Here is a 24,165-nt window from a genome sequence, read left to right as displayed (position 1 = left end):
AGGGCAATACGTCACCGCATGCCCTGTTGACTGCCTAATGAATTAGACGAGTTCGATGATTACGACTTCTGCACCGTCACCGCGGCGTGGGCCGACTTTCATGATGCGTGTGTATCCACCTTGACGTTCAGCGTAGCGTGGTGCCACGTCTTCGAACAATTTTTGGATTGCGTCTTTTTCTCCAGCGTTCTCTTTACGAACGAATGAAGCTACTTGACGACGGGCATGAAGATCGCCACGTTTCCCAAGAGTGATCAATTTTTCAACGACTGGGCGAAGTTCCTTCGCTTTTTGTTCAGTTGTTTGAATGCGCTCGTTGATAATAAGGTCAGTTGCAAGATCACGTAAAAGTGCCTTACGTTGTGAGCTTGTACGGCCGAGTTTCGAATAAGCCATTACATTTCCCTCCTTCGGTTGAACTTAGTCTTCTTTACGCAAGCCCAAACCGAGCTCGTCCAACTTGAGTTGAACTTCTTCGAGTGATTTACGTCCGAGGTTACGAACTTTCATCATCTCTTCCTCTGATTTGTTTGCGAGTTCTTGAACAGTGTTGATGCCCGCGCGCTTCAAGCAGTTGTACGAACGAACTGAGAGATCGAGTTCTTCGATCGTCATTTCGAGTACTTTTTCTTTTTGGTCTTCTTCTTTCTCGACCATAATTTCTGCATTGAGAGCCTCGTCAGTCAAGCCAACAAAGATGTTCAAGTGTTCTGTCAAAATTTTCGCCCCGAGCGATACCGCTTCTTCCGGACGGATTGAACCATCTGTCCACACGTCTAATAGAAGCTTATCGAAGCTAGCATCTTGACCGACACGTGTTTTATCTACTTCGTAGTTCACGCGTTGAATCGGTGTGTAGATCGAATCGATTGGAATAACGCCAATCGGCATATCATCACGTTTGTTATCTTCTGCCTGGACGTAACCACGACCACGGCGAGCAGTCAAACGCATGCGAAGCGTCGCGTTGTCAGCGAGAGTCGCGATGTGGAGCTCAGGATTCAAGATTTCAACGTCGCTATCATGGGTAATGTCTGCCGCAGTGACAGCACCGGCACTTGAAACGTTAATCTCAAGCGTTTTCTCTTCGTCCGAGTACACTTTGAGAGCCAACTTCTTGAGGTTTAATACGATTTGCGTGACGTCTTCGACGACTCCGTCAATCGTAGAGAACTCATGAAGAACGCCATCGATTTGAACCGCTGTTACCGCTGCACCAGGGAGCGATGACAAAAGAATTCGACGTAGTGAGTTGCCGAGAGTAGTGCCATATCCACGTTCAAGCGGTTCCACCACGAATTTACCAAACGTAGCATCCTCGCTGATTTCGACCGTTTCGATCTTTGGTTTTTCAATCTCGATCATCTGAACCCCTCCTTGAGTGTATCCTGCCATGCAGCGCGAGCTGCATTGTATATGCTGTTTGTGCTAGGTAAGCCCTTCACACGCACAAGCGATTATACGCGGCGACGTTTTGGAGGGCGGCAACCGTTGTGCGGAACTGGTGTTACGTCACGGATTGCAGTTACTTCAAGACCAGTAGCTTGGAGGGCACGGATAGCCGCTTCACGTCCAGCACCAGGACCTTTAACGTTAACTTCTACTGTACGCATACCGTTGTCCATTGCAACTTTCGCTGCAGTTTCAGCAGCCAATTGTGCTGCGAACGGAGTCGATTTACGTGATCCTTTAAATCCAAGGTTACCAGAAGTAGCCCATGAGATCGCGTTACCTTGCGTGTCAGTGATTGTAATGATTGTGTTGTTGAATGTAGAGCGGATGTGTACCACACCGACTTCAACATGTTTTTTGACTTTACGTTTTGAACGTACATTTTGCTTACGTTTCGCCATTGTTCAATTCCCTCCTTTACTTCTTCTTGTTCGCTACTGTACGGCGTGGGCCTTTACGAGTACGCGAGTTGTTCTTCGTGTTTTGTCCGCGAACAGGGAGACTACGACGGTGACGAACACCGCGATATGCGCCGATCTCGATCAAACGTTTAATGTTGAGTGAAACTTCACGGCGAAGGTCACCTTCAACTTTAATTCCGTCAATTGCTTCACGGATACGGTTGATTTCGTCTTCTGTAAGATCACGTGTGCGTGAATCTTCAGATACGTTTGCAGCCTTCAAAATTTCTTGTGCTCTTGTTTTACCAATACCAAAGATGTATGTGAGCGAAATAACGATACGTTTTTCGCGTGGAATATCTACACCAGCAATACGTGCCATGTGTGCACCTCCTCTTAGATTAACCTTGTTTTTGTTTGTGTTTCGGGTTTTCGCAAATTACCATTACTTTACCCTTACGACGAATAACTTTACATTTTTCGCAGATCGGTTTTACCGACGGTCTTACTTTCATGATTATACCCTCCTCCTGGAAAAATCGGAGTTACTTGTAACGGTACGTAATCCGCCCGCGAGTCAAGTCGTACGGAGACAACTCGACAGTTACGCGGTCACCTGGAAGGATTCGAATGTAGTGCATCCGAATTTTCCCTGAGACGTGCGCGAGCACCGTGTGGCCGTTTTCTAACTCCACTTTAAACATTGCGTTTGGAAGTGGTTCGACAACAGTGCCTTCCACTTCAATGACATCTTGTTTCGCCATCATTTATTCCCCTTTCTATATGAAGATATTTAGGAGCACAGACGATCTATCGCATTGTACTGTGAGAGAAGGATCCGTAACGGATCAGCACGAAGCAATAGAGCCTCATTCACCGGAATCGAGTTTCGTTAAAATCTCGTATCCATCGTCTGTGATGGCGATGGTGTGCTCAAAGTGGGCGCACATGCTACCGTCCACTGTCACAACTGTCCAGTTGTCAGCCAGTGTCCGAACATAGCGTTGACCAGCGTTGACCATTGGTTCAATGGCTAACGTCATTCCAGTCTTCAGGCGCGGCCCTTTCCCCGGTGGACCATAGTGCGGAATTTGCGGTTCTTCATGCAAATTTTGTCCGACACCATGACCGACGTATTCGCGGACGACAGAGAAATCATGAGATTCCACATACGCTTGAATCGCATGCGAAATGTCTGTCAAACGCTGTCCAGCCTTAGCGTGCTCCAATCCTTTATACAGACTTTCTTCAGTCACGTCAAGTAACTGCTGTGTCTCTTCCGAGATTGTTCCCACTGGATACGTCCAAGCGGAATCTCCATGGTATCCGTTATAGTAGGCACCGATGTCGATCGAGATGATATCCCCATCGTTCAATACCCGTTTTCCGGGAATCCCATGAACAAGCTCTTCGTTCACTGAAGCACAAACGCTACCGGTAAACCCGTTATAGCCTTTGAACGACGGTGTCGCACCTTGGCTGCGAATGTATTCTTCCGCGATCCGGTCGAGCTCAAGCGTCGTAATACCTGGTTTGATGTGCTCTTTGAGCACCTGGTGTGTTCGAGCAACAATTTGCCCAGCCTCACGCATAATCGCTATTTCACGAGGCGTCTTCGTGATGATCATTCAGTACCACCGAGTAACGCTTTGACATCGGCGTATACGACATCGATTGGACGATCTCCATCCAATGTACGAAGATACCCTTTTTCAGCGTAAAAGTCAATGAGTGGTTTCGATTGCTCGATGTTGACGTCAAGGCGACGGCGGACCGTTTCCTCTTTATCGTCTTCACGTTGCATGAGAGCCGACCCATCCACATCACAGATGCCTTCCACTTTAGGTGGGTTGAAGATCACGTGATATGTCGCACCACACGTCGGGCAGATCCAACGACCTGTCAAACGCGGGACGAGAATTTCCGCATCCACATCGATATTCACGACATGGTCAATCTGTTTTCCCAAATCTTTAAGCAAACTTTCGAGTGCCTCTGCTTGAGCAACAGTACGCGGGAATCCATCGAGCAGGAAGCCGTTTTTCGTATCATCTTGAATCAAGCGTTCGCGTACGATTCCGATTGTTACCTCATCCGGTACGAGTTCGCCTTTATCCATGAACGATTTTGCTTCTTTGCCGAGTGGCGTTCCGCCTTTGATTGCCGCACGAAACATGTCGCCTGTCGAAATGTGTGGGATTTGGTACTCTTCAACGATTTTAGCCGCTTGAGTCCCTTTCCCTGCACCCGGTAAGCCCATGAGTACTAGATTCATCTCAGTTAGCCTCCAGTTTTGATTTTCACAACACGTCGTAAACACGACAGGAAGGAAGGGTGTACCCTTCCTTCCGCTTTAACGGATAAAGCCTTTGTAGTGTCGTTTTACGAGTTGACTCTCGATTTGTTTCATCGTTTCGAGGGCTACCCCGATGACGATCAACAAGCTCGTTCCTCCGATTTGCACCGAAGTTGGGAGACCGGCAAGCTTAATGAAGATTGTCGGCATGATCGCTACGAGCGATAAGAAAATCGCTCCGAAGAAAGTCAATCGATAAAGCAACTTCGTGATGTACTGTTCTGTTTGCGCCCCAGGACGAATCCCAGGAATATAGCCACCTTGCTTCTGCAGGTTTTCTGCCATCTGTTCAGGGTTTACCTGAATGAATGTATAGAAGTAAGCGAACGCGATGATGAGCGCTACGTAGATCGACATTCCGATTGGAGACGTCGTATCGAAGTAAGTCTGCAACTTCTGCGTCGTTTCCGGAGAAGCAATGAAGCTTGCAACAGTTGGTGGTGTCACCATGAAGGAAATCGCGAAGATGACCGGGATGACACCGGCAGCGTTTAGTTTGATTGGCAAATGCGTTGACTGTCCGCCCACAGGGGTACGGTTCGCCGTGCGTTTTGCGTATTGAATCGGAATTTTGCGAGCGGCCTGTTGAACATAAATGATCCCCATGGTCACTGCAAGAATGACGAGCAATAGCACAACCAAGTAAACGATGTTAATGAATAACGCGTCTCCAGCATTTTGGAGCTTCGTTTCATAAATCTGCGTAAAGATTCTTGGGAACCCAGCGACGATACCGGCGAAGATAATGATGGAAATACCATTCCCAACACCTTTCTCCGTCGTCATCTCACCAAGGAACATCAAGAACGCCGTACCTGCAGTCAGCACGATCGCGATCACGAAATAGGTTGCCGTGCCCCACGTCTCGTTGACGAGACCTGGATAGAGGCGGTTAAACCCGAACGACAATGACGTCGCTTGGATAAACCCTAACATGATCGTCCCATAGCGCGTGACCGTCGCTAGCTTTTTACGCCCAGACTCGCCTTGTTTTGCCCATTCGGCAAACTTCGGAACGACGTCCATTTGTAAGAGCTGCACAACGATCGATGCCGTGATGTACGGCATGATCCCCATTGCGAACAGGGAGAAGTTCTGTAAAGCATTTCCTCCAAACAAGTTCAAGAAGTCTAAAAGACCACCTGAGTCAAAACGCAACACATCCGTATTCACCATCGGCACCGGGATATGGGCCCCGATGCGGAAAATGATGATGATTGCGAGTGTGAAGAGAATACGCTGTCGAATATCTTTCACGCGCCACATATTGGAGATCGTCTGAAACATCAGATCACCTCAACTGAACCGCCAGCTGCTTCGATCGCTTCTTTCGCTGCACCCGAGAATTTGTTGGCTTTTACAGTCAATTTTGTTTCAAGCTTGCCGTTAGCAAGTACTTTGATTCCGTCTTTAGCAGAGCTGACAACACCAGTCTCAATTAAGAGTTCTGGAGTAACTTCAGTACCTGCCTCGAAACGGTTAAGCGTGTCTAGGGAAACAACTGCATACTCTTTACGAGTAGGGTTGTTGAAACCGCGTTTTGGAAGACGACGGTAAAGTGGGTTTTGCCCACCTTCGAATCCTGGACGAACGCCACCGCCCGAACGAGCTTTTTGACCTTTATGTCCACGGCCAGAAGTTTTACCGTTACCAGTCGCCATACCGCGACCGACACGGTTGCGTTCGTGACGCGAACCTGGAGTTGGCTTCAATTCATGGAGTTTCATAGTGGCACCTCCTTATTTAGTAAGATCTTTATTATTCGTTGATTTCGTTTACAGTCACAAGGTGCGACACTTTTTTGATCATACCGCGCATCGCTACGTTGTCAGGGACAACGACAGTCTGATGCATTTTACGAAGACCAAGTGTACGTACTGTTACACGCTGATCTTCCGGACGACCAATAGTGCTGCGTGTGAGGGTGATTGCGAGTTTCGCCATGTCTAATTCCCTCCCTTATTTAAGAAGTTCTTCTACGCTTTTACCGCGTAGTTTAGCAACTTCCTCTGCTTTTTTAAGCTCTGTCAAGCCTTTAACCGTCGCACGGACGATGTTGATTGGTGTGTTAGATCCAAGCGATTTCGAAAGGATGTCACCTACACCTGCGAGTTCGAGCACTGCACGAACTGGACCACCAGCGATAACCCCAGTACCTTCAGAAGCTGGTTTCATGAATACACGACCTGCTCCGAATACTCCTGTGATTTCGTGTGGAATTGTTGTACCGACCATCGGTACTTGAACCATGTTTTTCTTAGCGGCTTCAATAGCCTTGCGGATCGCTTCTGGCACCTCTTGTGCCTTACCTGTACCGAAACCGACGTGACCATTTTTGTCACCTACGACGACGAGAGCGGCGAAACGGAAGCGACGGCCACCTTTCACGACTTTCGCGACGCGGTTTACGGTAACAACGCGTTCTTCAAGTTGTTCCATGTTAACGTCTAACTGGCGCATCGAGTGTCCCCTCCTTTTTGTTAGAATTTAAGACCTGCTTCACGAGCTGCTTCAGCAACAGCTTTGACGCGGCCATGATAGAGGTATCCACCACGGTCGAACACAACAGTGTCGATACCTTTCTCGAGTGCACGTTCAGCTGCAAGTTTACCAACAGCTTTCGCTGCTTCAACGTTGCCGCCGTTTGTAAGATCGAGAGCTTTATCTTTCGAAGATGCTGACACAAGCGTTGTTTGTGCTGCATCATCGATGAGTTGAACGTAGATGTGCTTGCTCGAGCGGAATACGTTCAAACGTGGACGAGCTGCTGTCCCCGTGATCGTACGACGTACACGAGCATGACGTTTCTTACGAACTGCATTTTTGTCTGCTTTTGTGATCATTTATGCCACTCCTTTCCGTTCATTTCGTGACGAATTACTTACCAGTCTTACCTTCTTTACGGCGAATACGTTCATCAGAGTAACGAACACCTTTACCTTTGTAAGGTTCTGGAGCACGGTACGAGCGGATTTGAGCTGCAACGTGACCGACGCGCTCTTTGTTAATCCCTTTAACGACGATTTGCGTGTTTGAAGGAACTTCGATCTCGATACCTTCTTCAGCAACGTACTCGATTGGGTGCGAGTAACCGAGGCTGAGGACGAGTTTGTTACCTTGCTTAGCTGCACGGTAACCAACCCCTGAGATCTCAAGTGTTTTCTGGAATCCGTTAGACACACCTTCCACCATGTTGGCGATAAGGGCACGTGTCGTCCCGTGGATCGTACGGTTCTCTTTCGAGTCATCCGGACGAACGACGTTCAATTCGTTCTCTTCAACTTTGATTTCCAAGGCTGGGTTAGCTGAAAGCGAAAGTTCACCTTTAGCACCTTTTACTGTGACCGTGTTGTCTTCTGCAACCGTGACAGTAACGCCAGCTGGAATCGTAACTGGTTTTTTACCAATACGTGACATTGATTACACCTCCGTTCTTGTTAGAAAAGTGACTTACCAGATGTAGGCGAGCACTTCGCCGCCGACTTGTTGTTGGCGAGCTTCTTTATCAGTCATAAGACCTTTTGATGTCGAAAGAACTGCGATACCGAGTCCTCCGAGTACTTTTGGTACTTCATCAGCTTTTGCGTATACACGAAGACCTGGTTTCGAAATGCGTTTGAGACCAGTGATAACACGTTCGTTGCTTGCTCCGTATTTAAGGAACAGACGAAGTGTACCTTGCTTAGCGTCCTCGATATATTCAACATCGCGAATGAAACCTTCACGCTTGAGGATCTCTGCAACCTCACGTTTGATATTAGAAGCTGGAAGCTCTAATTTTTCATGGCGAACCATGTTAGCGTTACGGATACGTGTAAGCATATCTGCAATTGGGTCTGTCATTACCATGCGATGTACCTCCTTTCACACTGTTAGTGGATTACCAGCTTGCTTTTTTAACACCAGGGATTTGACCTTTGTATGCAAGATCACGGAACTTGATACGGCTGATCCCGAATTTACCCATGTAACCATGTGGACGACCTGTGATACGGCAACGGTTATGAAGACGTACAGGTGAAGAGTTACGTGGCAATTTGCTGAGTCCGATGTAGTCGCCTTCAGCTTTCAATTGTGCACGTTTCTCAGCGTACTGGGCAACGAGTTTCTCGCGTTTGTGTTCGCGATTCACCATTGACTTTTTAGCCATGTTGTCGACCTCCCTTTAGATTATTTTTGGAATGGCATTCCGAGAAGTGTGAGCAATTCACGAGCTTCTTCGTCTGTGTTCGCTGTTGTAACAACAACGATGTCCATACCGCGTACTTTCGTTACTTTATCGTAATCGATCTCAGGGAAAATAAGTTGCTCTTTCACACCAAGCGTGTAGTTACCGCGTCCGTCGAATGCTTTCTTCGATACACCGCGGAAGTCACGTACACGTGGAAGTGAAACAGTTACCAATTTGTCGAGGAAATCGTACATACGCTCGCCACGAAGAGTAACCTTCGCACCGATTGGCATGCCTTCACGAAGTTTGAAACCAGCGATTGATTTCTTAGCCTTCGTTACGAGTGGTTTTTGACCAGAAAGAATTGATAATTCTTCCACTGCCATGTCAAGAGCCTTCGAGTTCGAAACAGCGTCACCTACACCCATGTTGATGACGATCTTGTCGACCTGTGGGACTTGCATGACTGAGTCATAGTTGAATTTATCCATCATCGCTTTCACGATGTCGCTTTTATACTTCTCTTGCAAACGGTTCATAGTCGAATGGACCTCCTTTCGTCACGTTCTTCTTATTTATCGAGTACTTCGCCCGATTTCGCGACACGAACTTTTTTACCATCGACTACTTTGAAACCAACGCGAGTCGGTTTGCCCGTTTTAGGGTCGAGTGGCATGACGTTCGAGACGTGAATTGGTGCTTCGATTTCAAGGATACCGCCTTGTGGATTCGCTTGTGATGGTTTCGAGTGTTTTTTAATCACGTTGATACCTTCTACGACTACGCGGTTCTTGCTTGGCATAGCTTTGAGGATAACCCCTTGCTTGCCTTTATCTTTACCAGACATTACCTGGACTGTATCGCCTTTTTTAACATGCATCGTTTTGCGCACCTCCTTATAGGATTGAAATTGGAAATTAAAGTACTTCCGGTGCCAACGAAACGATCTTCATGAATTCTTTTTCACGAAGTTCACGTGCAACTGGCCCGAAGATCCGAGTGCCGCGTGGGCTCTTGTCATCTTTGATGATGACTGCTGCGTTCTCATCGAAACGGATGTACGAACCATCTTTACGACGAGCGCCGCGTTTTGTACGAACGACAACTGCTCTGACAACGTCACCTTTTTTAACAACGCCACCTGGTGTTGCTTGTTTTACCGTCGCGACGATGATGTCACCGATGTTGGCAGTCTTACGACCTGAACCACCGAGGACTTTAATTGTCAACAGTTCACGCGCGCCAGAGTTGTCTGCTACTTTCAAGCGAGATTCTTGTTGAATCATGCGAGTGTACCTCCCTCCGGATGTTTATAGATCCGAACTGTTATTAGATGATTACTGATTCTTCTACTACTGTTACGAGACGGAAACGTTTGTCTTTAGAAAGCGGACGTGTTTCCGCGATGCGGACGACATCGCCGATTTTAGCGACATTGTTCTCATCGTGCGCTTTAAATTTCTTCGTGTAGTTTACACGTTTGCCATAAAGCTTATGACGTACTTTTGTTTCAACTGCAACGACGATCGTTTTGTCCATTTTGTCAGACACGACGCGTCCAGTGAGTACTTTACGCTTATTGCGTTCCATGAGTGTTACCTCCTCTTAAAGAATCCGATTAGATTAGCCGTTGTTGATGCCGAGTTCGCGTTCACGAAGAATCGTTTTAGCACGCGCAATCGACTTGCGTACTTCACGGATACGAGCAGGATTCTCAAGCTGACCTGTAGCTAATTGGAAACGAAGGTTAAAGAGTTCTTCTTTCCACTCGCCTACTTTACCGTTGAGCTCTTCAGTTGTTGATTGACGGAGATCAGTTGCTTTCATTCGTATCACCACCATTTTCTTCACGTTTCACGAACTTACATTTCACTGGAAGTTTGTGCGCTGCAAGACGAAGTGCCTCACGTGCAACTTCCTCAGATACACCCGCGATTTCGAACATTACTTTGCCAGGCTTAACTACAGCTACCCAGCCTTCTGGAGCACCTTTACCCGAACCCATTCGGACTTCGAGAGGCTTTTTCGTGTATGGTTTGTGTGGGAAGATCTTGATCCACACTTTACCACCACGTTTCATATAACGTGTCATTGCGATACGTGCTGATTCGATTTGACGGTTTGTGATCCAGCTCGCTTCGAGCGATTGGAGACCGAATTCACCGAAATGTACTGTTGTGCCGCGTTTTGCATTTCCGCGCATTTTACCACGGTGTACACGACGATATTTCACGCGTTTAGGTAACAACATAGTGTGTTGCCTCCTTCCTGAAAGAGTGTTTATTATTCAGCGTTTTTAGCTGTGTTGTTTTTTGTTGGAAGAACTTCACCATGGTACAACCAGACTTTAATTCCGATTTTACCATAAGTTGTGTCAGCTTCAGCTGTTCCGTAATCGATATCGGCACGGAGTGTGTGAAGTGGAACTGTTCCTTCCGAGTACTTCTCTGAACGAGCGATATCAGCGCCACCAAGACGACCAGAAACTTCTGTTTTGATCCCTTTGATGCCAGTGCGCATCGAACGTTGGATTGATTGTTTCATTGCACGACGGAATGACACACGGCCTTCCAATTGACGAGCGATGTTTTCAGCAACAAGTTTAGCGACAGCGTCCGCGTTTTTCACTTCAACAACGTTGATGTGAACACGTTTGCCTTCAGCAAGCTTGATGATGTTTTTGCGGAGTGACTCGATTTCCGAACCACCCTTACCGATAACCATACCTGGTTTCGCAGTGTGAAGCGAAATGTTCACGCGATTTGCAGCGCGTTCGATTTCTACTTTAGAAATACTAGCATCCTTCATTTTGTTTTCGATGTATTCACGAATAACGAAGTCTTCATGAAGGAGATCTGCGTAGTCTTTCTCAGCGTACCAACGCGAATCCCAGTCTTTGATAATACCAACGCGAAGACCGTGCGGATTTACCTTTTGACCCACTACATATCCCTCCTTATTTCTCAGTTACCACGATGTGGATGTGGCTTGTGCGTTTGTTAATACGGCTTGCGCGACCCATCGCACGTGGGCGGAAGCGTTTGAGTGTTGGACCTTCGTTGACGTAGATTTCCGACACCACAAGGTTCTCAATATTCATATCGTAGTTGTGCTCTGCGTTTGCAATCGCTGACTTCAATACTTTTTCAACGATTGGCGACGCTGCCTTGTTCGTGTGAGCAAGGACAGAGAGCGCTTCGCCGACTTGTTTCCCGCGAATTAAGTCTACAACGAGACGTGCTTTGCGAGGAGCAAGACGGACCATATTAGCTGATGCTTTAGCTTGCATGGATTTGACCTCCCCTCAAATTACCGTTTCGTTTTCTTGTCTGATCCGTGACCTTTGTACGTGCGTGTTGGAGCGAATTCACCAAGTTTGTGACCGACCATGTCTTCTGTCACGAATACTGGTACGTGTTTACGACCATCGTGTACACCGAACGTGTGACCCATGAATTCTGGGAAGATTGTCGAGCGACGTGACCAAGTTTTGATGACTTGCTTCTCACCAGATTCGTTGAGTTTGTCAACTTTAGCGAGCAAATGGTGATCTGCGAATGGACCTTTTTTCAAGCTGCGACCCATGATAGAACCTCCCTTTGGAATGATTCGGGAACGGCTCTTTCGAACCGCCCGAGAATCATGTAGTAATTATTTCTTGCGACGACGAAGAATGTACATGTCGCTCGATTTGTTTTTCTTACGAGTTTTAAGACCAAGAGCTGGTTTACCCCAAGGAGTAAGTGGGCCCGAACGACCGATTGGCGCACGACCTTCACCACCACCGTGTGGGTGATCAACCGGGTTCATTACAGAACCACGTACTGTTGGGCGTTTGCCTAACCAACGTGAACGTCCTGCTTTACCGATGTTTACGAGTTCGTGTTCTTCGTTACCAACTGAACCGACTGTCGCGCGGCAAGTGCCGAGGAACAAGCGTGATTCACCTGATTGAAGACGAACGATGACGTACTTGCCGTCACGTCCTTGGATTTGTGCCGATGCACCAGCCGCACGAACAAGCTGACCGCCCTTACCAGGCTTAAGCTCGATGTTGTGGATAGTAGTACCGACAGGGATGTTCACGAGTGGAAGAGCGTTCCCCACTTTGATATCCGCCTCAGGACCAGACATGATTTCCATGCCTACTTTGATGCCCTTAGGAGCGAGGATGTAACGTTTCTCACCATCTGCATAGTTGATGAGGGCGATGTTCGCTGAACGGTTTGGATCGTATTCGATCGTAGCAACGCGTCCGACGATGCCATCTTTGTTACGTTTGAAATCGATGATACGGTATTTGCGTTTGTGCCCGCCACCTTGGTGACGTACAGTCAAACGACCTTGGTTGTTACGACCGCCTTTTTTCGAAAGCTTTTCAGTTAACGATTTTTCAGGACGGTTCGTTGTGATCTCTGCAAAGTCGAGAGATGTCATGTTACGGCGACCGTTAGTGGTCGGCTTAAACTTTTTAATTGCCATCGAGGATTCCCTCCTTTTCTTCTAAGGTAGTAAATTAACCGAGGAAGTCGATTGTGTTGCCTTCAGCAAGGGTTACGATCGCTTTTTTACGACGAGCTGTGTAACCAGAGTGACGACCGACACGTTTCGCTTTCGGTTTCATGTTCATTGTGTTTACCGAAGCAACTTTCACATTGAAGATTGTTTCGATAGCGTACTTCACTTGCGATTTAGTCGCTTTAACGTCGATCTCGAAAACGTATTTGTTAGCTTCCATGAGGCTAACAGAACGCTCAGTGATGATAGGACGTTTGATGATATCGTATGCTTGAGCCATTATGCAAGCACCTCCTCTACCTTCGCAACCGCATCTTTAGTGAAGATGACTTTGTCGTTAGCAACGAGGTCAAGAACGTTAACGCCTGCTGCCTCGATCACAGTCACTCCTGGGATGTTACGAGCTGCGAGAGCGATAGTCTCATTGTAGTCCGCTGTGACTACAAGAGCCTTACGTTCTACTGACAAGCTGTTCAAAACAGCAGCCATGTCTTTTGTTTTTGGTGCATCGAAAGCAAGGCCTTCGAGGACGATCATTTCGTTGTTTTTCACTTTCGACGAAAGCGCCGAGAGAAGTGCTAAACGACGAACTTTTTTAGGAAGCTTGTAAGAGTATGAACGTGGTGTTGGACCGAAGACTGTACCACCACCAACCCATTGTGGTGAGCGGATAGAACCTTGGCGCGCACGACCAGTTCCCTTTTGTTTCCATGGTTTACGGCCGCCACCGCGTACTTCCGAGCGACCTTTCGTATCGTGAGTACCTTGACGGCGTGATGCTTGTTGCATGACGATCGCGTCGTAAAGTACTGAGTCGTTAGGCTCGATACCGAAAATGGCTTCTGCCAATTCGATCTCGCCAACTTGTGAACCTGTTTGGTTAAGCAAAGCTACTTTAGGCATTCGTAATTCCTCCTTTCCGTGCAGTTAATTAGTTACCTTTTACCGCTGTTTTGATGATGACGTTCGACTTGCGAGCGCCTGGGATTGCGCCTTTAACGAGTACAAGGCCGCGTTCCGCGTCAACTTTGACAACTTCAAGGTTTTGAATCGTTTTACGCTCGCCACCCATTTGACCAGGAAGAAGCTTCCCTTTAAATACGCGGTTAGGAGCTACAGGACCCATCGAACCAGGACGACGGTGGTAGCGCGAACCGTGAGCCATTGGTCCACGTGATTGTCCGTGACGCTTGATCGCACCTTGGAATCCTTTACCTTTCGATGTACCTGTTACGTCTACTAATTCACCTGCAGCGAAAATGTCCGCCTTGATCTCTTGACCGATTTCGTATCCTTCTACTGAAGTACGAATCTCTTTCATGAAGCGCTTAGGTGTCGCGTTTGCTTTCGCAGCGTGACCTTTTGCCGGTTTGTTTTGACGTGATTCTTTGATGTCGCCGAAACCGAGTTGAACTGCTTCGTAACCGTCTGTTTCAACTGTTTTAAGTTGAAGCACAACGTTTCCTTCGACAGCAACTACTGTTACCGGTACGACTTCGCCTGCTTCGTTGAAGATTTGAGTCATACCAAGTTTTGTTCCTAAGATTCCTTTAGCCATGAGATACACCTCCTGTTTAATAATTATTGTCTCTTCTGGCTAGTATCTACTATATGAAGAATTAAAGTTTGATTTCGATGTCAACACCTGATGGTAATTCGAGGCGCATAAGCGCATCAACCGTTTTTGGTGTTGGGTTAACGATGTCGATCAAGCGTTTGTGTGTACGCATCTCGAACTGCTCACGAGCATCTTTGTACTTGTGAACCGCACGAAGGATCGTGTAGATCGATTTTTCAGTTGGAAGCGGGATTGGTCCCGAAACCTTTGCACCTGAACGCTTCGCAGTATCAACGATTTTCTCAGCTGATTGATCGAGTACGCGATGGTCGTATGCTTTTAAACGAATACGGATTTTTTCATTTGCCATGTAAGTTTCCCTCCTTTGTCGCCTATTTTTAAAAATAGACAGTTCTCCGCGGAAATTTCCACACCGGCCATGGCAAAGCTGCCTGGCGTGTCATAACCTCCCGCTTCATCGCAGCGTGCTTGTGTCAGCAGAGGTATCCGATCATTGCAAATCAACGATTGGACCCGATTTCTGCTGTAAAGTCTCTCACCACTCGCACAAACACTTAATCATTATATCGAATCTACATATGAAATGCAAGATTTGATTTTTAAATTGCGCCGGATGTCTGATGAGTTGTTCAACGTTCACTAATGTAACAAGATTTGAACCCATTTGCAAGCTATTTTCCTTCTTTTGTTGAACTATTTGTTACAAGAACCGCCATGCCAACTCTACCTAGCGTTTCATACGTGCTCCGAAGCGTTCCGTGACGGATTCGATGACCGAGGCTGGGGCTCGTTTCAAGCAGGTTTGGACGATCGTTTCATTCATTGGATGAGTCTCGAAGTATTGGCTTAACCGTTCAAGCTTATCGATACGGTTCATTACCGTATACAGTACGACCCACTCTTCGAGATGCATCCAACTGCCGACCGGTTCAATATATGGATGTGTATAGATCCCATCGGTGCACTTCATCCGAAAGCTGGCCATCACATCAATGTCTCCGCCCTCGAACTCATATTCGCCAAAATAGGTCGTCACGTAATCTGGATGAGGCGTCGACTCGACTTTCTTTCCAGCACGGCTCAGTACTTGATCGACTCGCTCGAATTGATCCGGTTCGACAAACACATCCAAGTCGTTCGCCGTTTCAATTAGCCCATGATGCTTCAGTAACGTCGACCCACCGAACCGACACGCGATCCCGTTCAGCCGACATAACGTTTCGACTTGCTTCTCCATCTTCGTCTCCCCTTTCGTTCGACATATGTCCCATCTTACCACGTCTTGCTACAAAACAAAAAAGCAGCCCGCAAAATGCGGACTGCTTGAAAGGTCAGTGAATCAATCGATTACTCGATGATTTCAGTTACTGAACCAGCGCCTACTGTACGGCCACCCTCACGGATTGAGAAACGTGTTCCGTCTTCGATCGCGATTGTAGAAATCAATTCGATCGTCAACTCGATGTTGTCTCCTGGCATTACCATTTCAGTACCTTCTGGAAGGTGAACGATACCTGTTACGTCAGTTGTACGGAAGTAGAACTGCGGACGGTAGTTCGCGAAGAATGGCGTGTGACGGCCACCCTCTTCTTTAGAAAGAACGTAGATTGAAGCTTTGAATTTTGAGTGCGGCGTGATTGAACCTGGCTTAGCAAGTACTTGTCCACGCTCGATGTCTTCACGTGATACACCACGGAGAAGAGCACCGATGTTGTCGCCAGCTTCAGCGTAGTCGAGAAGCTTACGGAACATCTCTACACCAGTACATACAGTTTTCTTAGTTTCTTCTGTAAGACCAACGATTTCAACTTCGTCGTTGACGCGGAGAACACCACGCTCAACACGACCAGTCGCTACAGTACCGCGACCAGTGATTGAGAATACGTCCTCAACTGGCATCATGAATTCTTTGTCCGTGTCACGAACTGGCTCAGGGATGTACTCATCAACTGCGTTCATGAGTTCCATGATTTTTTCTTCCCACTGAGCTTCGCCGTTAAGCGCGCCAAGTGCTGAACCTTTGATTACAGGGAGGTCGTCGCCTGGGAAGTCATATTCAGAAAGAAGTTCACGGATTTCCATTTCAACGAGCTCAAGGAGTTCTTCGTCGTCAACCATGTCAACTTTGTTCATGAATACGACGATGAAAGGAACACCTACTTGACGTGAAAGAAGGATGTGCTCACGTGTTTGTGGCATTGGGCCATCAGTTGCCGAAACAACGAGGATCGCGCCGTCCATTTGTGCAGCACCAGTGATCATGTTTTTAACATAGTCAGCGTGACCTGGGCAGTCAACGTGTGCATAGTGGCGTTTTTCTGTTTCGTACTCGATGTGAGCTGTTGCGATTGTGATACCGCGCTCACGCTCTTCAGGAGCACCATCGATTGCGTCAAACTTTGTAGCTGTTTTCCCTTGTGCTTTTGAAAGTACAGCTGAGATCGCTGCAGTCAAAGTTGTTTTACCGTGGTCGACGTGGCCGATTGTACCAACGTTAACGTGCGGTTTAGAACGGTCGAATTTTTCTTTACCCATTCTAGATTCCTCCTCTATTAGACAATTAGTTTTTTATTTAACTAGGAAGACGTAGGCTACTTTTAACATACGTCCTCCTTAGCTTACAACAATCAATTAAGCGTTACAACCGTTATTAGCCGTTCGCTTTTTTGATGATTTCTTCTGCGATTGACTTCGGTACTTCTTCATAGTGATCGAAGTGCATCGAGTACGTTCCGCGTCCTTGCGTACGTGAACGAAGCGATGTCGCATAGCCGAACATTTCTGAAAGTGGAACCATTGCTTTAACGACTTGAGCGTTACCGCGTGCTTCCATACCTTCTACGCGTCCACGGCGTGACGTGACGTCACCCATGATGTCTCCCAAGTATTCTTCTGGGATGACAACTTCAACACGCATCATTGGCTCAAGGATAACAGCTTTCGCTTGCTCCTTAAGTTGTTTAACCGCCATCGAAGCAGCAACTTTAAACGCCATCTCGTTCGAGTCGACATCGTGGTACGATCCGAAGACGAGGGCAGCTTTAACGTCAACTACTGGGTAACCAGCGAGGATACCGTTTTCGAGAGCTTCTTCAATCCCGTTTTGAACAGCTGGGACGTATTCACGTGGTACAACACCACCGACGATCTTGTTCTCGAATGCGAATCCAGCGCCTTCTTCGTTCGGCTCGAATTCTACGACAACGTGACCGTACTGACCGCGTCCACCAGATTGACGTACGAATTTCGAATCGATCTTCGCAGCGCCACGGATTGTCTCACGGTAAGCAACTTGTGGTGCACCGACGTTTGCTTCTACTTTGAATTCGCGACGCATACGGTCAACGAGGATATCAAGGTGAAGCTCACCCATACCAGAGATGATTGTTTGACCAGTCTCTTGGTTTGTTTCAGTGCGGAAAGTTGGATCCTCTTCTGCGAGTTTCGCGAGGGCTTGACCCATCTTGTCTTGGTCAGCTTTCGATTTAGGCTCGATAGCGACCGAGATAACTGGTTCTGGGAATGTCATTGACTCGAGAACGACGTTGTCTTTCTCTGAGCAAAGTGTATCACCAGTCGTAGTATCTTTGAGACCAACAGCCGCGGCGATGTCACCAGCGTATACCATTGGAATCTCTTCACGGCTGTTCGCGTGCATTTGAAGGATACGACCGAGGCGCTCACGCTTGCCTTTAGTCGAGTTCTTCACATACGAACCAGCTTGTGCTGTACCAGAGTACACACGGAAGAACGTCAATTTACCGACGTAAGGATCCGTCATGACTTTGAACGCAAGTGCCGAGAACGGCGCGTCATCTGAAGGCTCACGCGTGATTTCTTCTTCTGTGTCGAGGTTGATCCCTTTGATTGACTCAACATCAACTGGTGATGGGAGGTAATCAACAACAGCGTTCAACATCAATTGAACACCTTTGTTTTTGAAGGCCGAACCAACGAGTACAGGGTAGAATTCTACGCTGAGTGTTGCTTTACGAATACCAGCTTTGAGTTCGTCGATTGAGATCTCTTCGCCTTCGAGGTATTTCATCATCAACTCTTCGTTGTAGTCTGCGACCGCTTCGATCAATTGACCGCGAAGTTCTTCAGCTTGGTCAGCCATGTCAGCTGGGAAGCCATCTGTTACTTCGATGTCGGTACCGAGGTCGTTCGAGTACATGTACGTCTTCATTTCGACGAGGTCGACGATTCCTTTGAATTCGTCTTCCGCACCGATTGGAAGTTGGATTGGGTGTGCATTTGCATGCAAGCGCTCGTGAAGTGTTTTCACCGAGTACAAGAAGTCCGCACCGATCTTATCCATCTTGTTGACGAATACGACACGTGGAACACCGTAAGTCGTCGCTTGACGCCATACAGTTTCTGTTTGTGGTTCAACACCTGACTGAGCGTCAAGTACTGCAACTGCGCCATCAAGTACACGGAGTGAACGTTCAACTTCAACCGTGAAGTCTACGTGTCCAGGTGTATCGATGATGTTTACACGGTGGCCATTCCACTGTGCAGTTGTCGCAGCAGAAGTGATCGTGATTCCACGCTCTTGCTCCTGCTCCATCCAGTCCATTTGTGAAGCTCCTTCATGAGTTTCACCAATTTTATGGATACGACCTGTGTAATAAAGAATACGTTCAGTTGTTGTCGTTTTACCGGCATCGATGTGAGCCATGATCCCGATGTTACGAGTATTCTTTAGGGAGAATTCTCTTGCCATACTGGGTATTCTCCTTCCGCATGTGTTTTTCGTGTGCTGGCACACGATATGATTATACCCGAAAGCCACTCCATTAAGCCACCGCTTGGTGACGTGGAGTGGTCTTTACGTTTAACTTACCAACGATAGTGAGCAAACGCTTTGTTCGCTTCTGCCATCTTATGCATGTCTTCGCGTTTCTTAACAGACGCACCAGTGTTGTTGGCTGCATCCATGATTTCGTTCGCGATACGTTGCTCCATCGTTTTCTCGTTGCGGAGACGAGCGTAGTTCACGAGGTAACGAAGACCAAGTGTCGTACGGCGCTCTGGACGAACTTCAACAGGAACTTGGTAGTTTGCTCCACCAACACGGCGAGCTTTAACTTCAAGTACAGGCATGATGTTGTTCATTGCTTCTTCGAACACTTCCATAGGCTCTTTGCCTGAGCGTTCAGCGATGAGGCCAAATGCGTTGTAAATGATAGTTTGAGCTGTACCTTTTTTACCGTCTAACATGACACGGTTAATGAGGCGAGTTACCAATTTCGAGTTGTAGATCGGATCTGCGATAACGTCACGACGTTCTGCACGGTTTTTACGCATCCGAGTACCCTCCTTTCAAAATTTCAGTAGTTTTTAGTTTTGCGAGAATTACTTCTTCGCAGCTTTCGGACGTTTCGTACCGTATTTAGAACGGCCTTGCATACGTCCGTCAACACCTGCAGTGTCAAGCGCACCACGAACGATGTGGTAACGTACCCCTGGTAAGTCTTTTACACGTCCTCCACGGATAAGAACAACGCTGTGCTCTTGAAGGTTGTGGCCAATACCTGGAATGTACGCAGTCACTTCGATTTGGTTAGTCAAACGAACACGAGCATACTTACGTAATGCCGAGTTCGGTTTCTTCGGAGTCATTGTACCAACACGTGTACAAACACCACGTTTCTGTGGCGAGCTCACGTTAGTTTGTGACTTGATGAAACTGTTGTAACCTTTGTTAAGTGCTGGAGAGTCAGATTTAACGACTTTCGATTTACGTCCTTTACGGACTAACTGGTTGATAGTAGGCATCTTTGAAGATCCTCCCTTCCTGAATTATGCTATTTTCTAGACCCACCGACCCGGGTGGTTCATTTAAGGTCATAACGAAACGCTTTTACGAGGCGTAGGCATTCCATGACCTCGCAAAAACGTGAGTTATACCTTGAAAGTGGCAATAATAGCAGCCAAACCTTTCCGAAGAAAGATCGGGTGACGTCCGAGTAGCTTGCCGACTGCTGGACACCGTTGTCATCGACAACAACCGATTGGCGGCACTAAATCATAGTAGCACCGCCAACCTATGCTGTCAAGACGTTTTTATTCTACAGTCGTGTCTTCGAGGACGGCTTTCGTCTCATCTTCTTTGAGCTGTACATCGCGGTAAACCGGCATCCCAGTACCAGCTGGAACGAGTTTCCCGATGATGACGTTCTCTTTGAGTCCGAGCAGATAGTCGCGCTTGCCTTTGATGGCAGCATCTGTCAACACACGAGTTGTTTCTTGGAACGAAGCGGCCGAGAGGAACGAATCTGTCTCAAGCGACGCTTTCGTGATTCCGAGAAGGACCGGTTTCGCTGTTGCCGGGCTCTTGCCTTCGCGGAGCGCATCTTTACATGCTTCTTTGAAGACGCTGATGTCGACGAGCGAACCAGGGAGGAGCGGCGTATCACCAGACTCGATGACTTTGACGCGGCGAAGCATTTGGCGAACCATAACTTCGACGTGTTTGTCGCCGATCTCTACCCCTTGCATCCGGTAAACTTTTTGTACTTCTTGGAGAAGGTAGTTTTGTACGCCAGATACACCACGGACGGCGAGCAATTCTTTCGGATCGATCGAACCTTCCGTGAAGACTTCCCCAGCTTCTACCGTATCTCCGATTTGAACACGAAGACGTGCTCCAAACGGAATCGTGTACGTACGTGTCTCGCTAAGTCCTTCGACCGTGAGTTCACGTTTGTCACGCGATTCTGTGAAATCGATGACCGTACCCGGGATTTCCGAGATGACCGCTTGCCCTTTCGGGTTACGAGCCTCGAATACCTCTTGGATACGCGGAAGACCTTGTGTGATATCATCTCCGGCTACCCCACCTGTGTGGAAGGTACGCATTGTAAGCTGCGTTCCTGGCTCACCGATCGATTGCGCGGCGATGATTCCGACAGCTTCGCCGACTTCAACGTTCGAGCCAGTCGCCAAGTTGCGGCCGTAACATTTTTTACATACGCCGTGTGACGTGTTACATGTAAAGGCTGTCCGGATTTCAACTCGTTCGATTCCAGCGTCGACGATGTCGCGAGCGAGATCTTCGGTAATCAATTGGTTCTTCTCGACCATGACTTCACCCGTTTCCGGATGTGCCACTGTCTCGAACGCTGTACGGCCGACGAGGCGGTCATACAAGTTTTCGATTTCTTCCGTGCCTTCGCGGAGAGCGGCGACGCGGATACCGCGGTCCGTTCCACAATCTTCTTCACGGATGATGACATCTTGGGCTACGTCAACGAGACGACGTGTCAAGTAACCTGAGTCAGCCGTCTTAAGGGCTGTATCGGCAAGACCTTTACGCGCACCGTGTGTCGAGATGAAGTATTCCTGTACCGTCAGACCTTCACGGAATGAAGATTTGATCGGAAGTTCGATGATGCGGCCAGATGGAGCGGCCATCAAACCACGCATCCCTGCGAGCTGCGTGAAGTTGGACGCGTTACCACGGGCACCTGAGTCAGACATCATGAAGATTGGGTTCAAGCGATTGAGGGATTTCATCAATCGTGATTGAATCTCATCTTTAGCTTCGTTCCAAGAGCGTACAACGCGCTCGTAACGCTCATCTTCAGTGATGAGACCGCGGCGGAATGACTTCATGATTTGATCGACTTGGGCTTGCGCTTCATCGAGGATTTCTTGTTTGTCCGGAAGAACGATGATATCAGCGATTCCGACCGTCACACCGGCTTTCGTCGAGTGTTTGAAGCCGAGATCTTTCATCCGGTCAAGCATGCGGCTTGTTTCAGTCGTTTCAAACTTCTGGAACACTTCCGCGATGACTTTTCCAAGGAATCCTTTTTTGAACGGTTCGATGAGTGGACGTGAGGCAATTTCTTCCGCCACGTTGGCACCTTTGTCGATGAAGTACTTATCAGGCGTTGCTTCCTGCAAGTTTTCCATCGTCGGTTCGTTCAAGTATGGGAACGTGTTCGGCAAGATCTCGTTAAAGATCATCTTACCGACCGTTGTGATCAACAATTTCTCGTTTTGCTCATCTGTGAACGTCGGGTTGTTGAGCGTCCGTGCCGGAAGAGCCACACGTGTATGCAAGTGGACGTAGCCATTTTGATACGCGATGAGCGCTTCGTTCACGTTCGACAACACTTTCCCTTGTCCGATGGCATCGTCGCGTTCAAGCGAGATGTAGTAGTTACCGAGGACCATATCCTGCGATGGTGTAACGACTGGTTTTCCATCTTTCGGGTTCAAGATGTTTTGCGCCGCGAGCATAAGAAGACGAGCTTCGGCTTGCGCTTCGGCAGAAAGTGGTACGTGGACCGCCATTTGGTCACCATCGAAGTCGGCGTTGTAGGCCGTACATACGAGCGGGTGAAGACGAATCGCACGACCCTCGACGAGAATCGGTTCGAAAGCTTGAATCCCTAGGCGGTGAAGCGTAGGGGCACGGTTCAAGAGAACCGGGTGCTCACGAATGACTTCTTCGAGGACGCCCCAGATTTCTGGTTGCATCTTCTCAATTTTACGTTTGGCGTTCTTGATGTTCGAAGCAATGCCGCGACCGACAAGTTCTTTCATCACGAACGGTTTGAAGAGTTCAAGCGCCATCTCTTTCGGGAGACCACACTGGTACATCTTCAAGTTCGGTCCAACGACGATAACTGAACGTCCTGAATAGTCGACCCGTTTACCAAGAAGGTTTTGACGGAAACGACCTTGTTTCCCTTTCAACATGTGTGAAAGTGATTTCAATGGACGGTTACCTGGACCTGTTACCGGACGACCACGACGACCATTGTCGATGAGGGCGTCAACCGCTTCTTGAAGCATACGCTTCTCGTTTTGCACGATGATGTTCGGCGCGCCGAGGTCGAGCAAACGTTTGAGACGGTTGTTACGGTTGATGACTCGACGATATAAATCGTTCAAGTCAGATGTCGCAAAGCGTCCACCGTCGAGCTGCACCATCGGGCGAAGCTCAGGCGGAATGACAGGAAGTACTTCGAGGATCATCCAATCTGGATCATTGCCTGATGTGAAGAATGCATCGAGCACTTCAAGGCGTTTGATCGCACGTGTACGACGCTGACCTTGAACTGTCTTCAATTCTTCGCGGAGTTCTCCGACTTCCTTCTCGAGTTGCACGTCTTGAAGGAGTGTCCGGATTGCTTCCGCACCCATGTCTGCTTTGAAGTCACTACCGTATTTTTCACGGTAGAGACGGTATTCTTTTTCCGAGAGAAGTTGTTTCTTCTCGAGCGGAGTGTCACCTGGCTCCGTCACGACGTACGACGCGAAGTAGATCACTTCTTCGAGTGCACGTGGTGACATGTCGAGAACAAGCCCCATTCGGCTTGGAATCCCTTTGAAGTACCAGATGTGCGAAACTGGTGCCGCGAGCTCGATATGGCCCATACGCTCGCGACGCACTTTCGCTTTCGTCACTTCAACGCCACAGCGGTCACAAATGACTCCTTTATAACGGATCCGTTTGTACTTTCCGCAGTAACATTCCCAGTCTTTCGTAGGACCGAAGATTCGTTCACAGAACAATCCGTCCTTCTCTGGTTTGAGTGTACGATAGTTGATCGTTTCCGGCTTTTTGACTTCCCCGTAAGACCACGAACGGATCTTCTCAGGTGAAGCCAAGCCGATTTTCATATATTCAAATCGATTAACATCTACCAAGGGGCCGACCTCCCTT

General features: G+C 48.0%; 36 protein-coding genes. All 36 read right to left on the bottom strand.

All coding sequences use genetic code 11. From position 1 onward, the window contains the following. Positions 1-42: 42 nt before the first annotated feature. The 36 genes from rplQ to rpoC all read right to left on the bottom strand — a co-directional run bounded on the left by rplQ (position 43) and on the right by rpoC (position 24,149). Positions 43-396 (bottom strand): 50S ribosomal protein L17, encoded by a 354-nt coding sequence (rplQ, locus tag KNP75_RS15165; RefSeq protein WP_012727650.1) that lies wholly within the window; start codon positions 394-396, stop codon positions 43-45. 24 nt (positions 397-420) lie between these two features. Next, positions 421-1,365, bottom strand: coding sequence for a DNA-directed RNA polymerase subunit alpha (locus KNP75_RS15160; protein ID WP_021066625.1), 945 nt, complete (start codon positions 1,363-1,365; stop codon positions 421-423). A gap of 92 nt (positions 1,366-1,457) precedes the next feature. Continuing rightward, positions 1,458-1,853 (bottom strand): 30S ribosomal protein S11, encoded by a 396-nt coding sequence (gene rpsK / locus KNP75_RS15155; RefSeq protein WP_021066624.1) that lies wholly within the window; start codon positions 1,851-1,853, stop codon positions 1,458-1,460. Between the two features lie 16 nt (positions 1,854-1,869). Further along, positions 1,870-2,235: a 30S ribosomal protein S13 gene (rpsM, locus tag KNP75_RS15150; protein ID WP_024372197.1), complete on the bottom strand. Its 366-nt coding sequence runs from the start codon at positions 2,233-2,235 to the stop codon at positions 1,870-1,872. Between the two features lie 19 nt (positions 2,236-2,254). Further along, positions 2,255-2,368, bottom strand: a complete 114-nt coding sequence (gene rpmJ / locus KNP75_RS15145) for a 50S ribosomal protein L36 (protein WP_003156543.1) — start codon at positions 2,366-2,368, stop codon at positions 2,255-2,257. Between the two features lie 30 nt (positions 2,369-2,398). Beyond that, positions 2,399-2,617 carry a translation initiation factor IF-1 gene (infA, locus tag KNP75_RS15140; protein ID WP_021066622.1) on the bottom strand — a complete coding sequence of 73 codons (219 nt, stop codon included), beginning with the start codon at positions 2,615-2,617 and terminating at the stop codon, positions 2,399-2,401. 105 nt (positions 2,618-2,722) lie between these two features. Beyond that, positions 2,723-3,481, bottom strand: a complete 759-nt coding sequence (gene map, locus KNP75_RS15135) for a type I methionyl aminopeptidase (protein ID WP_034781687.1) — start codon at positions 3,479-3,481, stop codon at positions 2,723-2,725. After that, positions 3,478-4,128 carry an adenylate kinase gene (locus KNP75_RS15130; protein WP_215190753.1) on the bottom strand — a complete coding sequence of 217 codons (651 nt, stop codon included), beginning with the start codon at positions 4,126-4,128 and terminating at the stop codon, positions 3,478-3,480. The genes map and KNP75_RS15130 overlap by 4 nt, the downstream gene beginning before the upstream one ends. 78 nt (positions 4,129-4,206) lie before the next feature. Next, positions 4,207-5,496 carry a preprotein translocase subunit SecY gene (gene secY, locus KNP75_RS15125; protein ID WP_034781688.1) on the bottom strand — a complete coding sequence of 430 codons (1,290 nt, stop codon included), beginning with the start codon at positions 5,494-5,496 and terminating at the stop codon, positions 4,207-4,209. Continuing rightward, positions 5,496-5,936, bottom strand: coding sequence for a 50S ribosomal protein L15 (gene rplO, locus KNP75_RS15120; protein WP_021066618.1), 441 nt, complete (start codon positions 5,934-5,936; stop codon positions 5,496-5,498). The genes secY and rplO overlap by 1 nt, the downstream gene beginning before the upstream one ends. A gap of 31 nt (positions 5,937-5,967) precedes the next feature. After that, positions 5,968-6,153, bottom strand: a complete 186-nt coding sequence (gene rpmD, locus KNP75_RS15115) for a 50S ribosomal protein L30 (protein ID WP_021066617.1) — start codon at positions 6,151-6,153, stop codon at positions 5,968-5,970. A gap of 15 nt (positions 6,154-6,168) precedes the next feature. Continuing rightward, positions 6,169-6,669 (bottom strand): 30S ribosomal protein S5, encoded by a 501-nt coding sequence (gene rpsE / locus KNP75_RS15110; protein WP_021066616.1) that lies wholly within the window; start codon positions 6,667-6,669, stop codon positions 6,169-6,171. Positions 6,670-6,689: 20 nt separating this feature from the next. After that, on the bottom strand, positions 6,690-7,052 hold the full coding sequence (gene rplR / locus KNP75_RS15105) for a 50S ribosomal protein L18 (protein WP_012727661.1): 363 nt from the start codon (positions 7,050-7,052) through the stop codon (positions 6,690-6,692). 34 nt (positions 7,053-7,086) lie between these two features. Beyond that, positions 7,087-7,626, bottom strand: coding sequence for a 50S ribosomal protein L6 (rplF, locus tag KNP75_RS15100; protein ID WP_034781691.1), 540 nt, complete (start codon positions 7,624-7,626; stop codon positions 7,087-7,089). A gap of 33 nt (positions 7,627-7,659) precedes the next feature. After that, positions 7,660-8,058, bottom strand: coding sequence for a 30S ribosomal protein S8 (gene rpsH / locus KNP75_RS15095; RefSeq protein ID WP_021066614.1), 399 nt, complete (start codon positions 8,056-8,058; stop codon positions 7,660-7,662). A gap of 31 nt (positions 8,059-8,089) precedes the next feature. Beyond that, entirely contained in the window at positions 8,090-8,359 is a 270-nt protein-coding gene (gene rpsN / locus KNP75_RS15090; RefSeq protein WP_034781694.1) for a 30S ribosomal protein S14, read from the bottom strand. A 20-nt stretch (positions 8,360-8,379) separates the two neighbouring features. Next, a complete protein-coding gene (rplE, locus tag KNP75_RS15085; protein ID WP_016508927.1) occupies positions 8,380-8,919 on the bottom strand; it encodes a 50S ribosomal protein L5 in 540 nt (179 codons plus the stop codon). 32 nt (positions 8,920-8,951) lie between these two features. Further along, positions 8,952-9,260, bottom strand: coding sequence for a 50S ribosomal protein L24 (gene rplX / locus KNP75_RS15080; RefSeq protein WP_021066612.1), 309 nt, complete (start codon positions 9,258-9,260; stop codon positions 8,952-8,954). 37 nt (positions 9,261-9,297) lie between these two features. Beyond that, entirely contained in the window at positions 9,298-9,666 is a 369-nt protein-coding gene (rplN, locus tag KNP75_RS15075; RefSeq protein ID WP_012727667.1) for a 50S ribosomal protein L14, read from the bottom strand. Between the two features lie 43 nt (positions 9,667-9,709). Further along, positions 9,710-9,970 carry a 30S ribosomal protein S17 gene (rpsQ, locus tag KNP75_RS15070; protein ID WP_021066611.1) on the bottom strand — a complete coding sequence of 87 codons (261 nt, stop codon included), beginning with the start codon at positions 9,968-9,970 and terminating at the stop codon, positions 9,710-9,712. A gap of 33 nt (positions 9,971-10,003) precedes the next feature. After that, positions 10,004-10,207: a 50S ribosomal protein L29 gene (gene rpmC, locus KNP75_RS15065; RefSeq protein ID WP_012727669.1), complete on the bottom strand. Its 204-nt coding sequence runs from the start codon at positions 10,205-10,207 to the stop codon at positions 10,004-10,006. After that, positions 10,194-10,631 (bottom strand): 50S ribosomal protein L16, encoded by a 438-nt coding sequence (rplP, locus tag KNP75_RS15060; RefSeq protein WP_016508922.1) that lies wholly within the window; start codon positions 10,629-10,631, stop codon positions 10,194-10,196. The genes rpmC and rplP overlap by 14 nt, the downstream gene beginning before the upstream one ends. A 32-nt stretch (positions 10,632-10,663) precedes the next feature. Then, positions 10,664-11,323, bottom strand: coding sequence for a 30S ribosomal protein S3 (gene rpsC, locus KNP75_RS15055; RefSeq protein WP_034781696.1), 660 nt, complete (start codon positions 11,321-11,323; stop codon positions 10,664-10,666). Positions 11,324-11,336: 13 nt separating this feature from the next. Further along, entirely contained in the window at positions 11,337-11,669 is a 333-nt protein-coding gene (gene rplV / locus KNP75_RS15050; RefSeq protein WP_034781699.1) for a 50S ribosomal protein L22, read from the bottom strand. A gap of 20 nt (positions 11,670-11,689) precedes the next feature. After that, positions 11,690-11,965, bottom strand: a complete 276-nt coding sequence (gene rpsS, locus KNP75_RS15045) for a 30S ribosomal protein S19 (RefSeq protein WP_012727673.1) — start codon at positions 11,963-11,965, stop codon at positions 11,690-11,692. A gap of 66 nt (positions 11,966-12,031) precedes the next feature. Further along, positions 12,032-12,862 carry a 50S ribosomal protein L2 gene (rplB, locus tag KNP75_RS15040; protein WP_034781701.1) on the bottom strand — a complete coding sequence of 277 codons (831 nt, stop codon included), beginning with the start codon at positions 12,860-12,862 and terminating at the stop codon, positions 12,032-12,034. 34 nt (positions 12,863-12,896) lie between these two features. Further along, entirely contained in the window at positions 12,897-13,178 is a 282-nt protein-coding gene (rplW, locus tag KNP75_RS15035) for a 50S ribosomal protein L23 (protein WP_034781704.1), read from the bottom strand. Then, on the bottom strand, positions 13,178-13,801 hold the full coding sequence (gene rplD, locus KNP75_RS15030) for a 50S ribosomal protein L4 (protein WP_034781706.1): 624 nt from the start codon (positions 13,799-13,801) through the stop codon (positions 13,178-13,180). The genes rplW and rplD overlap by 1 nt, the downstream gene beginning before the upstream one ends. A 28-nt stretch (positions 13,802-13,829) precedes the next feature. After that, positions 13,830-14,456: a 50S ribosomal protein L3 gene (rplC, locus tag KNP75_RS15025; protein WP_034781707.1), complete on the bottom strand. Its 627-nt coding sequence runs from the start codon at positions 14,454-14,456 to the stop codon at positions 13,830-13,832. A gap of 61 nt (positions 14,457-14,517) precedes the next feature. Beyond that, a complete protein-coding gene (rpsJ, locus tag KNP75_RS15020) occupies positions 14,518-14,826 on the bottom strand; it encodes a 30S ribosomal protein S10 (RefSeq protein WP_012727678.1) in 309 nt (102 codons plus the stop codon). A 378-nt stretch (positions 14,827-15,204) separates the two neighbouring features. After that, positions 15,205-15,714, bottom strand: a complete 510-nt coding sequence (locus KNP75_RS15015; RefSeq protein ID WP_214755080.1) for a nucleotidyltransferase family protein — start codon at positions 15,712-15,714, stop codon at positions 15,205-15,207. 110 nt (positions 15,715-15,824) lie between these two features. Continuing rightward, positions 15,825-17,012: an elongation factor Tu gene (gene tuf, locus KNP75_RS15010; RefSeq protein ID WP_131437953.1), complete on the bottom strand. Its 1,188-nt coding sequence runs from the start codon at positions 17,010-17,012 to the stop codon at positions 15,825-15,827. Positions 17,013-17,127: 115 nt separating this feature from the next. Further along, positions 17,128-19,206 (bottom strand): elongation factor G, encoded by a 2,079-nt coding sequence (gene fusA / locus KNP75_RS15005; protein ID WP_214755078.1) that lies wholly within the window; start codon positions 19,204-19,206, stop codon positions 17,128-17,130. Positions 19,207-19,322: 116 nt separating this feature from the next. Continuing rightward, positions 19,323-19,790, bottom strand: a complete 468-nt coding sequence (gene rpsG, locus KNP75_RS15000; RefSeq protein ID WP_021066600.1) for a 30S ribosomal protein S7 — start codon at positions 19,788-19,790, stop codon at positions 19,323-19,325. Between the two features lie 48 nt (positions 19,791-19,838). Next, the gene (gene rpsL, locus KNP75_RS14995; protein ID WP_012727683.1) at positions 19,839-20,261 is read right to left on the bottom strand and encodes a 30S ribosomal protein S12; all 423 of its coding nucleotides are present in this window, start codon (positions 20,259-20,261) and stop codon (positions 19,839-19,841) included. A gap of 288 nt (positions 20,262-20,549) precedes the next feature. After that, complete coding sequence (gene rpoC, locus KNP75_RS14990; RefSeq protein WP_034781713.1) at positions 20,550-24,149, bottom strand: DNA-directed RNA polymerase subunit beta'; 3,600 nt, start codon at positions 24,147-24,149, stop codon at positions 20,550-20,552. Positions 24,150-24,165 lie beyond the last annotated feature (16 nt).

It is taken from the genome of Exiguobacterium sp. s6 (genome assembly GCF_018618155.1).
GTDB classification, from domain to species: Bacteria; Bacillota; Bacilli; order Exiguobacteriales; family Exiguobacteriaceae; genus Exiguobacterium; species Exiguobacterium mexicanum_A.
Note: the sequence above shows the minus strand (reverse complement) of the source record. Positions and strands in the feature narration are given on the sequence as shown.

Bases quoted from the DNA above. Each gene is read 5' to 3' on its own strand.
- rplQ (WP_012727650.1), bottom strand. From the start codon at position 396: ATGGCTTATTCGAAACTCGGCCGTACAAGCTCACAACGTAAGGCACTT.
- KNP75_RS15160 (WP_021066625.1), bottom strand. From the start codon at position 1,365: ATGATCGAGATTGAAAAACCAAAGATCGAAACGGTCGAAATCAGCGAG.
- rpsK (WP_021066624.1), bottom strand. From the start codon at position 1,853: ATGGCGAAACGTAAGCAAAATGTACGTTCAAAACGTAAAGTCAAAAAA.
- rpsM (WP_024372197.1), bottom strand. From the start codon at position 2,235: ATGGCACGTATTGCTGGTGTAGATATTCCACGCGAAAAACGTATCGTT.
- rpmJ (WP_003156543.1), bottom strand. From the start codon at position 2,368: ATGAAAGTAAGACCGTCGGTAAAACCGATCTGCGAAAAATGTAAAGTT.
- infA (WP_021066622.1), bottom strand. From the start codon at position 2,617: ATGGCGAAACAAGATGTCATTGAAGTGGAAGGCACTGTTGTCGAACCA.
- map (WP_034781687.1), bottom strand. From the start codon at position 3,481: ATGATCATCACGAAGACGCCTCGTGAAATAGCGATTATGCGTGAGGCT.
- KNP75_RS15130 (WP_215190753.1), bottom strand. From the start codon at position 4,128: ATGAATCTAGTACTCATGGGCTTACCGGGTGCAGGGAAAGGGACTCAA.
- secY (WP_034781688.1), bottom strand. From the start codon at position 5,496: ATGTTTCAGACGATCTCCAATATGTGGCGCGTGAAAGATATTCGACAG.
- rplO (WP_021066618.1), bottom strand. From the start codon at position 5,936: ATGAAACTCCATGAATTGAAGCCAACTCCAGGTTCGCGTCACGAACGC.
- rpmD (WP_021066617.1), bottom strand. From the start codon at position 6,153: ATGGCGAAACTCGCAATCACCCTCACACGCAGCACTATTGGTCGTCCG.
- rpsE (WP_021066616.1), bottom strand. From the start codon at position 6,669: ATGCGCCAGTTAGACGTTAACATGGAACAACTTGAAGAACGCGTTGTT.
- rplR (WP_012727661.1), bottom strand. From the start codon at position 7,052: ATGATCACAAAAGCAGACAAAAATGCAGTTCGTAAGAAACGTCATGCT.
- rplF (WP_034781691.1), bottom strand. From the start codon at position 7,626: ATGTCACGTATTGGTAAAAAACCAGTTACGATTCCAGCTGGCGTTACT.
- rpsH (WP_021066614.1), bottom strand. From the start codon at position 8,058: ATGGTAATGACAGACCCAATTGCAGATATGCTTACACGTATCCGTAAC.
- rpsN (WP_034781694.1), bottom strand. From the start codon at position 8,359: ATGGCTAAAAAGTCAATGGTGAATCGCGAACACAAACGCGAGAAACTC.
- rplE (WP_016508927.1), bottom strand. From the start codon at position 8,919: ATGAACCGTTTGCAAGAGAAGTATAAAAGCGACATCGTGAAAGCGATG.
- rplX (WP_021066612.1), bottom strand. From the start codon at position 9,260: ATGCATGTTAAAAAAGGCGATACAGTCCAGGTAATGTCTGGTAAAGAT.
- rplN (WP_012727667.1), bottom strand. From the start codon at position 9,666: ATGATTCAACAAGAATCTCGCTTGAAAGTAGCAGACAACTCTGGCGCG.
- rpsQ (WP_021066611.1), bottom strand. From the start codon at position 9,970: ATGGAACGCAATAAGCGTAAAGTACTCACTGGACGCGTCGTGTCTGAC.
- rpmC (WP_012727669.1), bottom strand. From the start codon at position 10,207: ATGAAAGCAACTGATCTCCGTCAATCAACAACTGAAGAGCTCAACGGT.
- rplP (WP_016508922.1), bottom strand. From the start codon at position 10,631: ATGTTGTTACCTAAACGCGTGAAATATCGTCGTGTACACCGTGGTAAA.
- rplV (WP_034781699.1), bottom strand. From the start codon at position 11,669: ATGCAAGCTAAAGCATCAGCTAATATGGTCCGTCTTGCTCCTCGCAAA.
- rpsS (WP_012727673.1), bottom strand. From the start codon at position 11,965: ATGGGTCGCAGCTTGAAAAAAGGTCCATTCGCAGATCACCATTTGCTC.
- rplB (WP_034781701.1), bottom strand. From the start codon at position 12,862: ATGGCAATTAAAAAGTTTAAGCCGACCACTAACGGTCGCCGTAACATG.
- rplW (WP_034781704.1), bottom strand. From the start codon at position 13,178: ATGGCTCAAGCATACGATATCATCAAACGTCCTATCATCACTGAGCGT.
- rplD (WP_034781706.1), bottom strand. From the start codon at position 13,801: ATGCCTAAAGTAGCTTTGCTTAACCAAACAGGTTCACAAGTTGGCGAG.
- rplC (WP_034781707.1), bottom strand. From the start codon at position 14,456: ATGGCTAAAGGAATCTTAGGAACAAAACTTGGTATGACTCAAATCTTC.
- rpsJ (WP_012727678.1), bottom strand. From the start codon at position 14,826: ATGGCAAATGAAAAAATCCGTATTCGTTTAAAAGCATACGACCATCGC.
- KNP75_RS15015 (WP_214755080.1), bottom strand. From the start codon at position 15,714: ATGGAGAAGCAAGTCGAAACGTTATGTCGGCTGAACGGGATCGCGTGT.
- tuf (WP_131437953.1), bottom strand. From the start codon at position 17,012: ATGGGTAAAGAAAAATTCGACCGTTCTAAACCGCACGTTAACGTTGGT.
- fusA (WP_214755078.1), bottom strand. From the start codon at position 19,206: ATGGCAAGAGAATTCTCCCTAAAGAATACTCGTAACATCGGGATCATG.
- rpsG (WP_021066600.1), bottom strand. From the start codon at position 19,790: ATGCGTAAAAACCGTGCAGAACGTCGTGACGTTATCGCAGATCCGATC.
- rpsL (WP_012727683.1), bottom strand. From the start codon at position 20,261: ATGCCTACTATCAACCAGTTAGTCCGTAAAGGACGTAAATCGAAAGTC.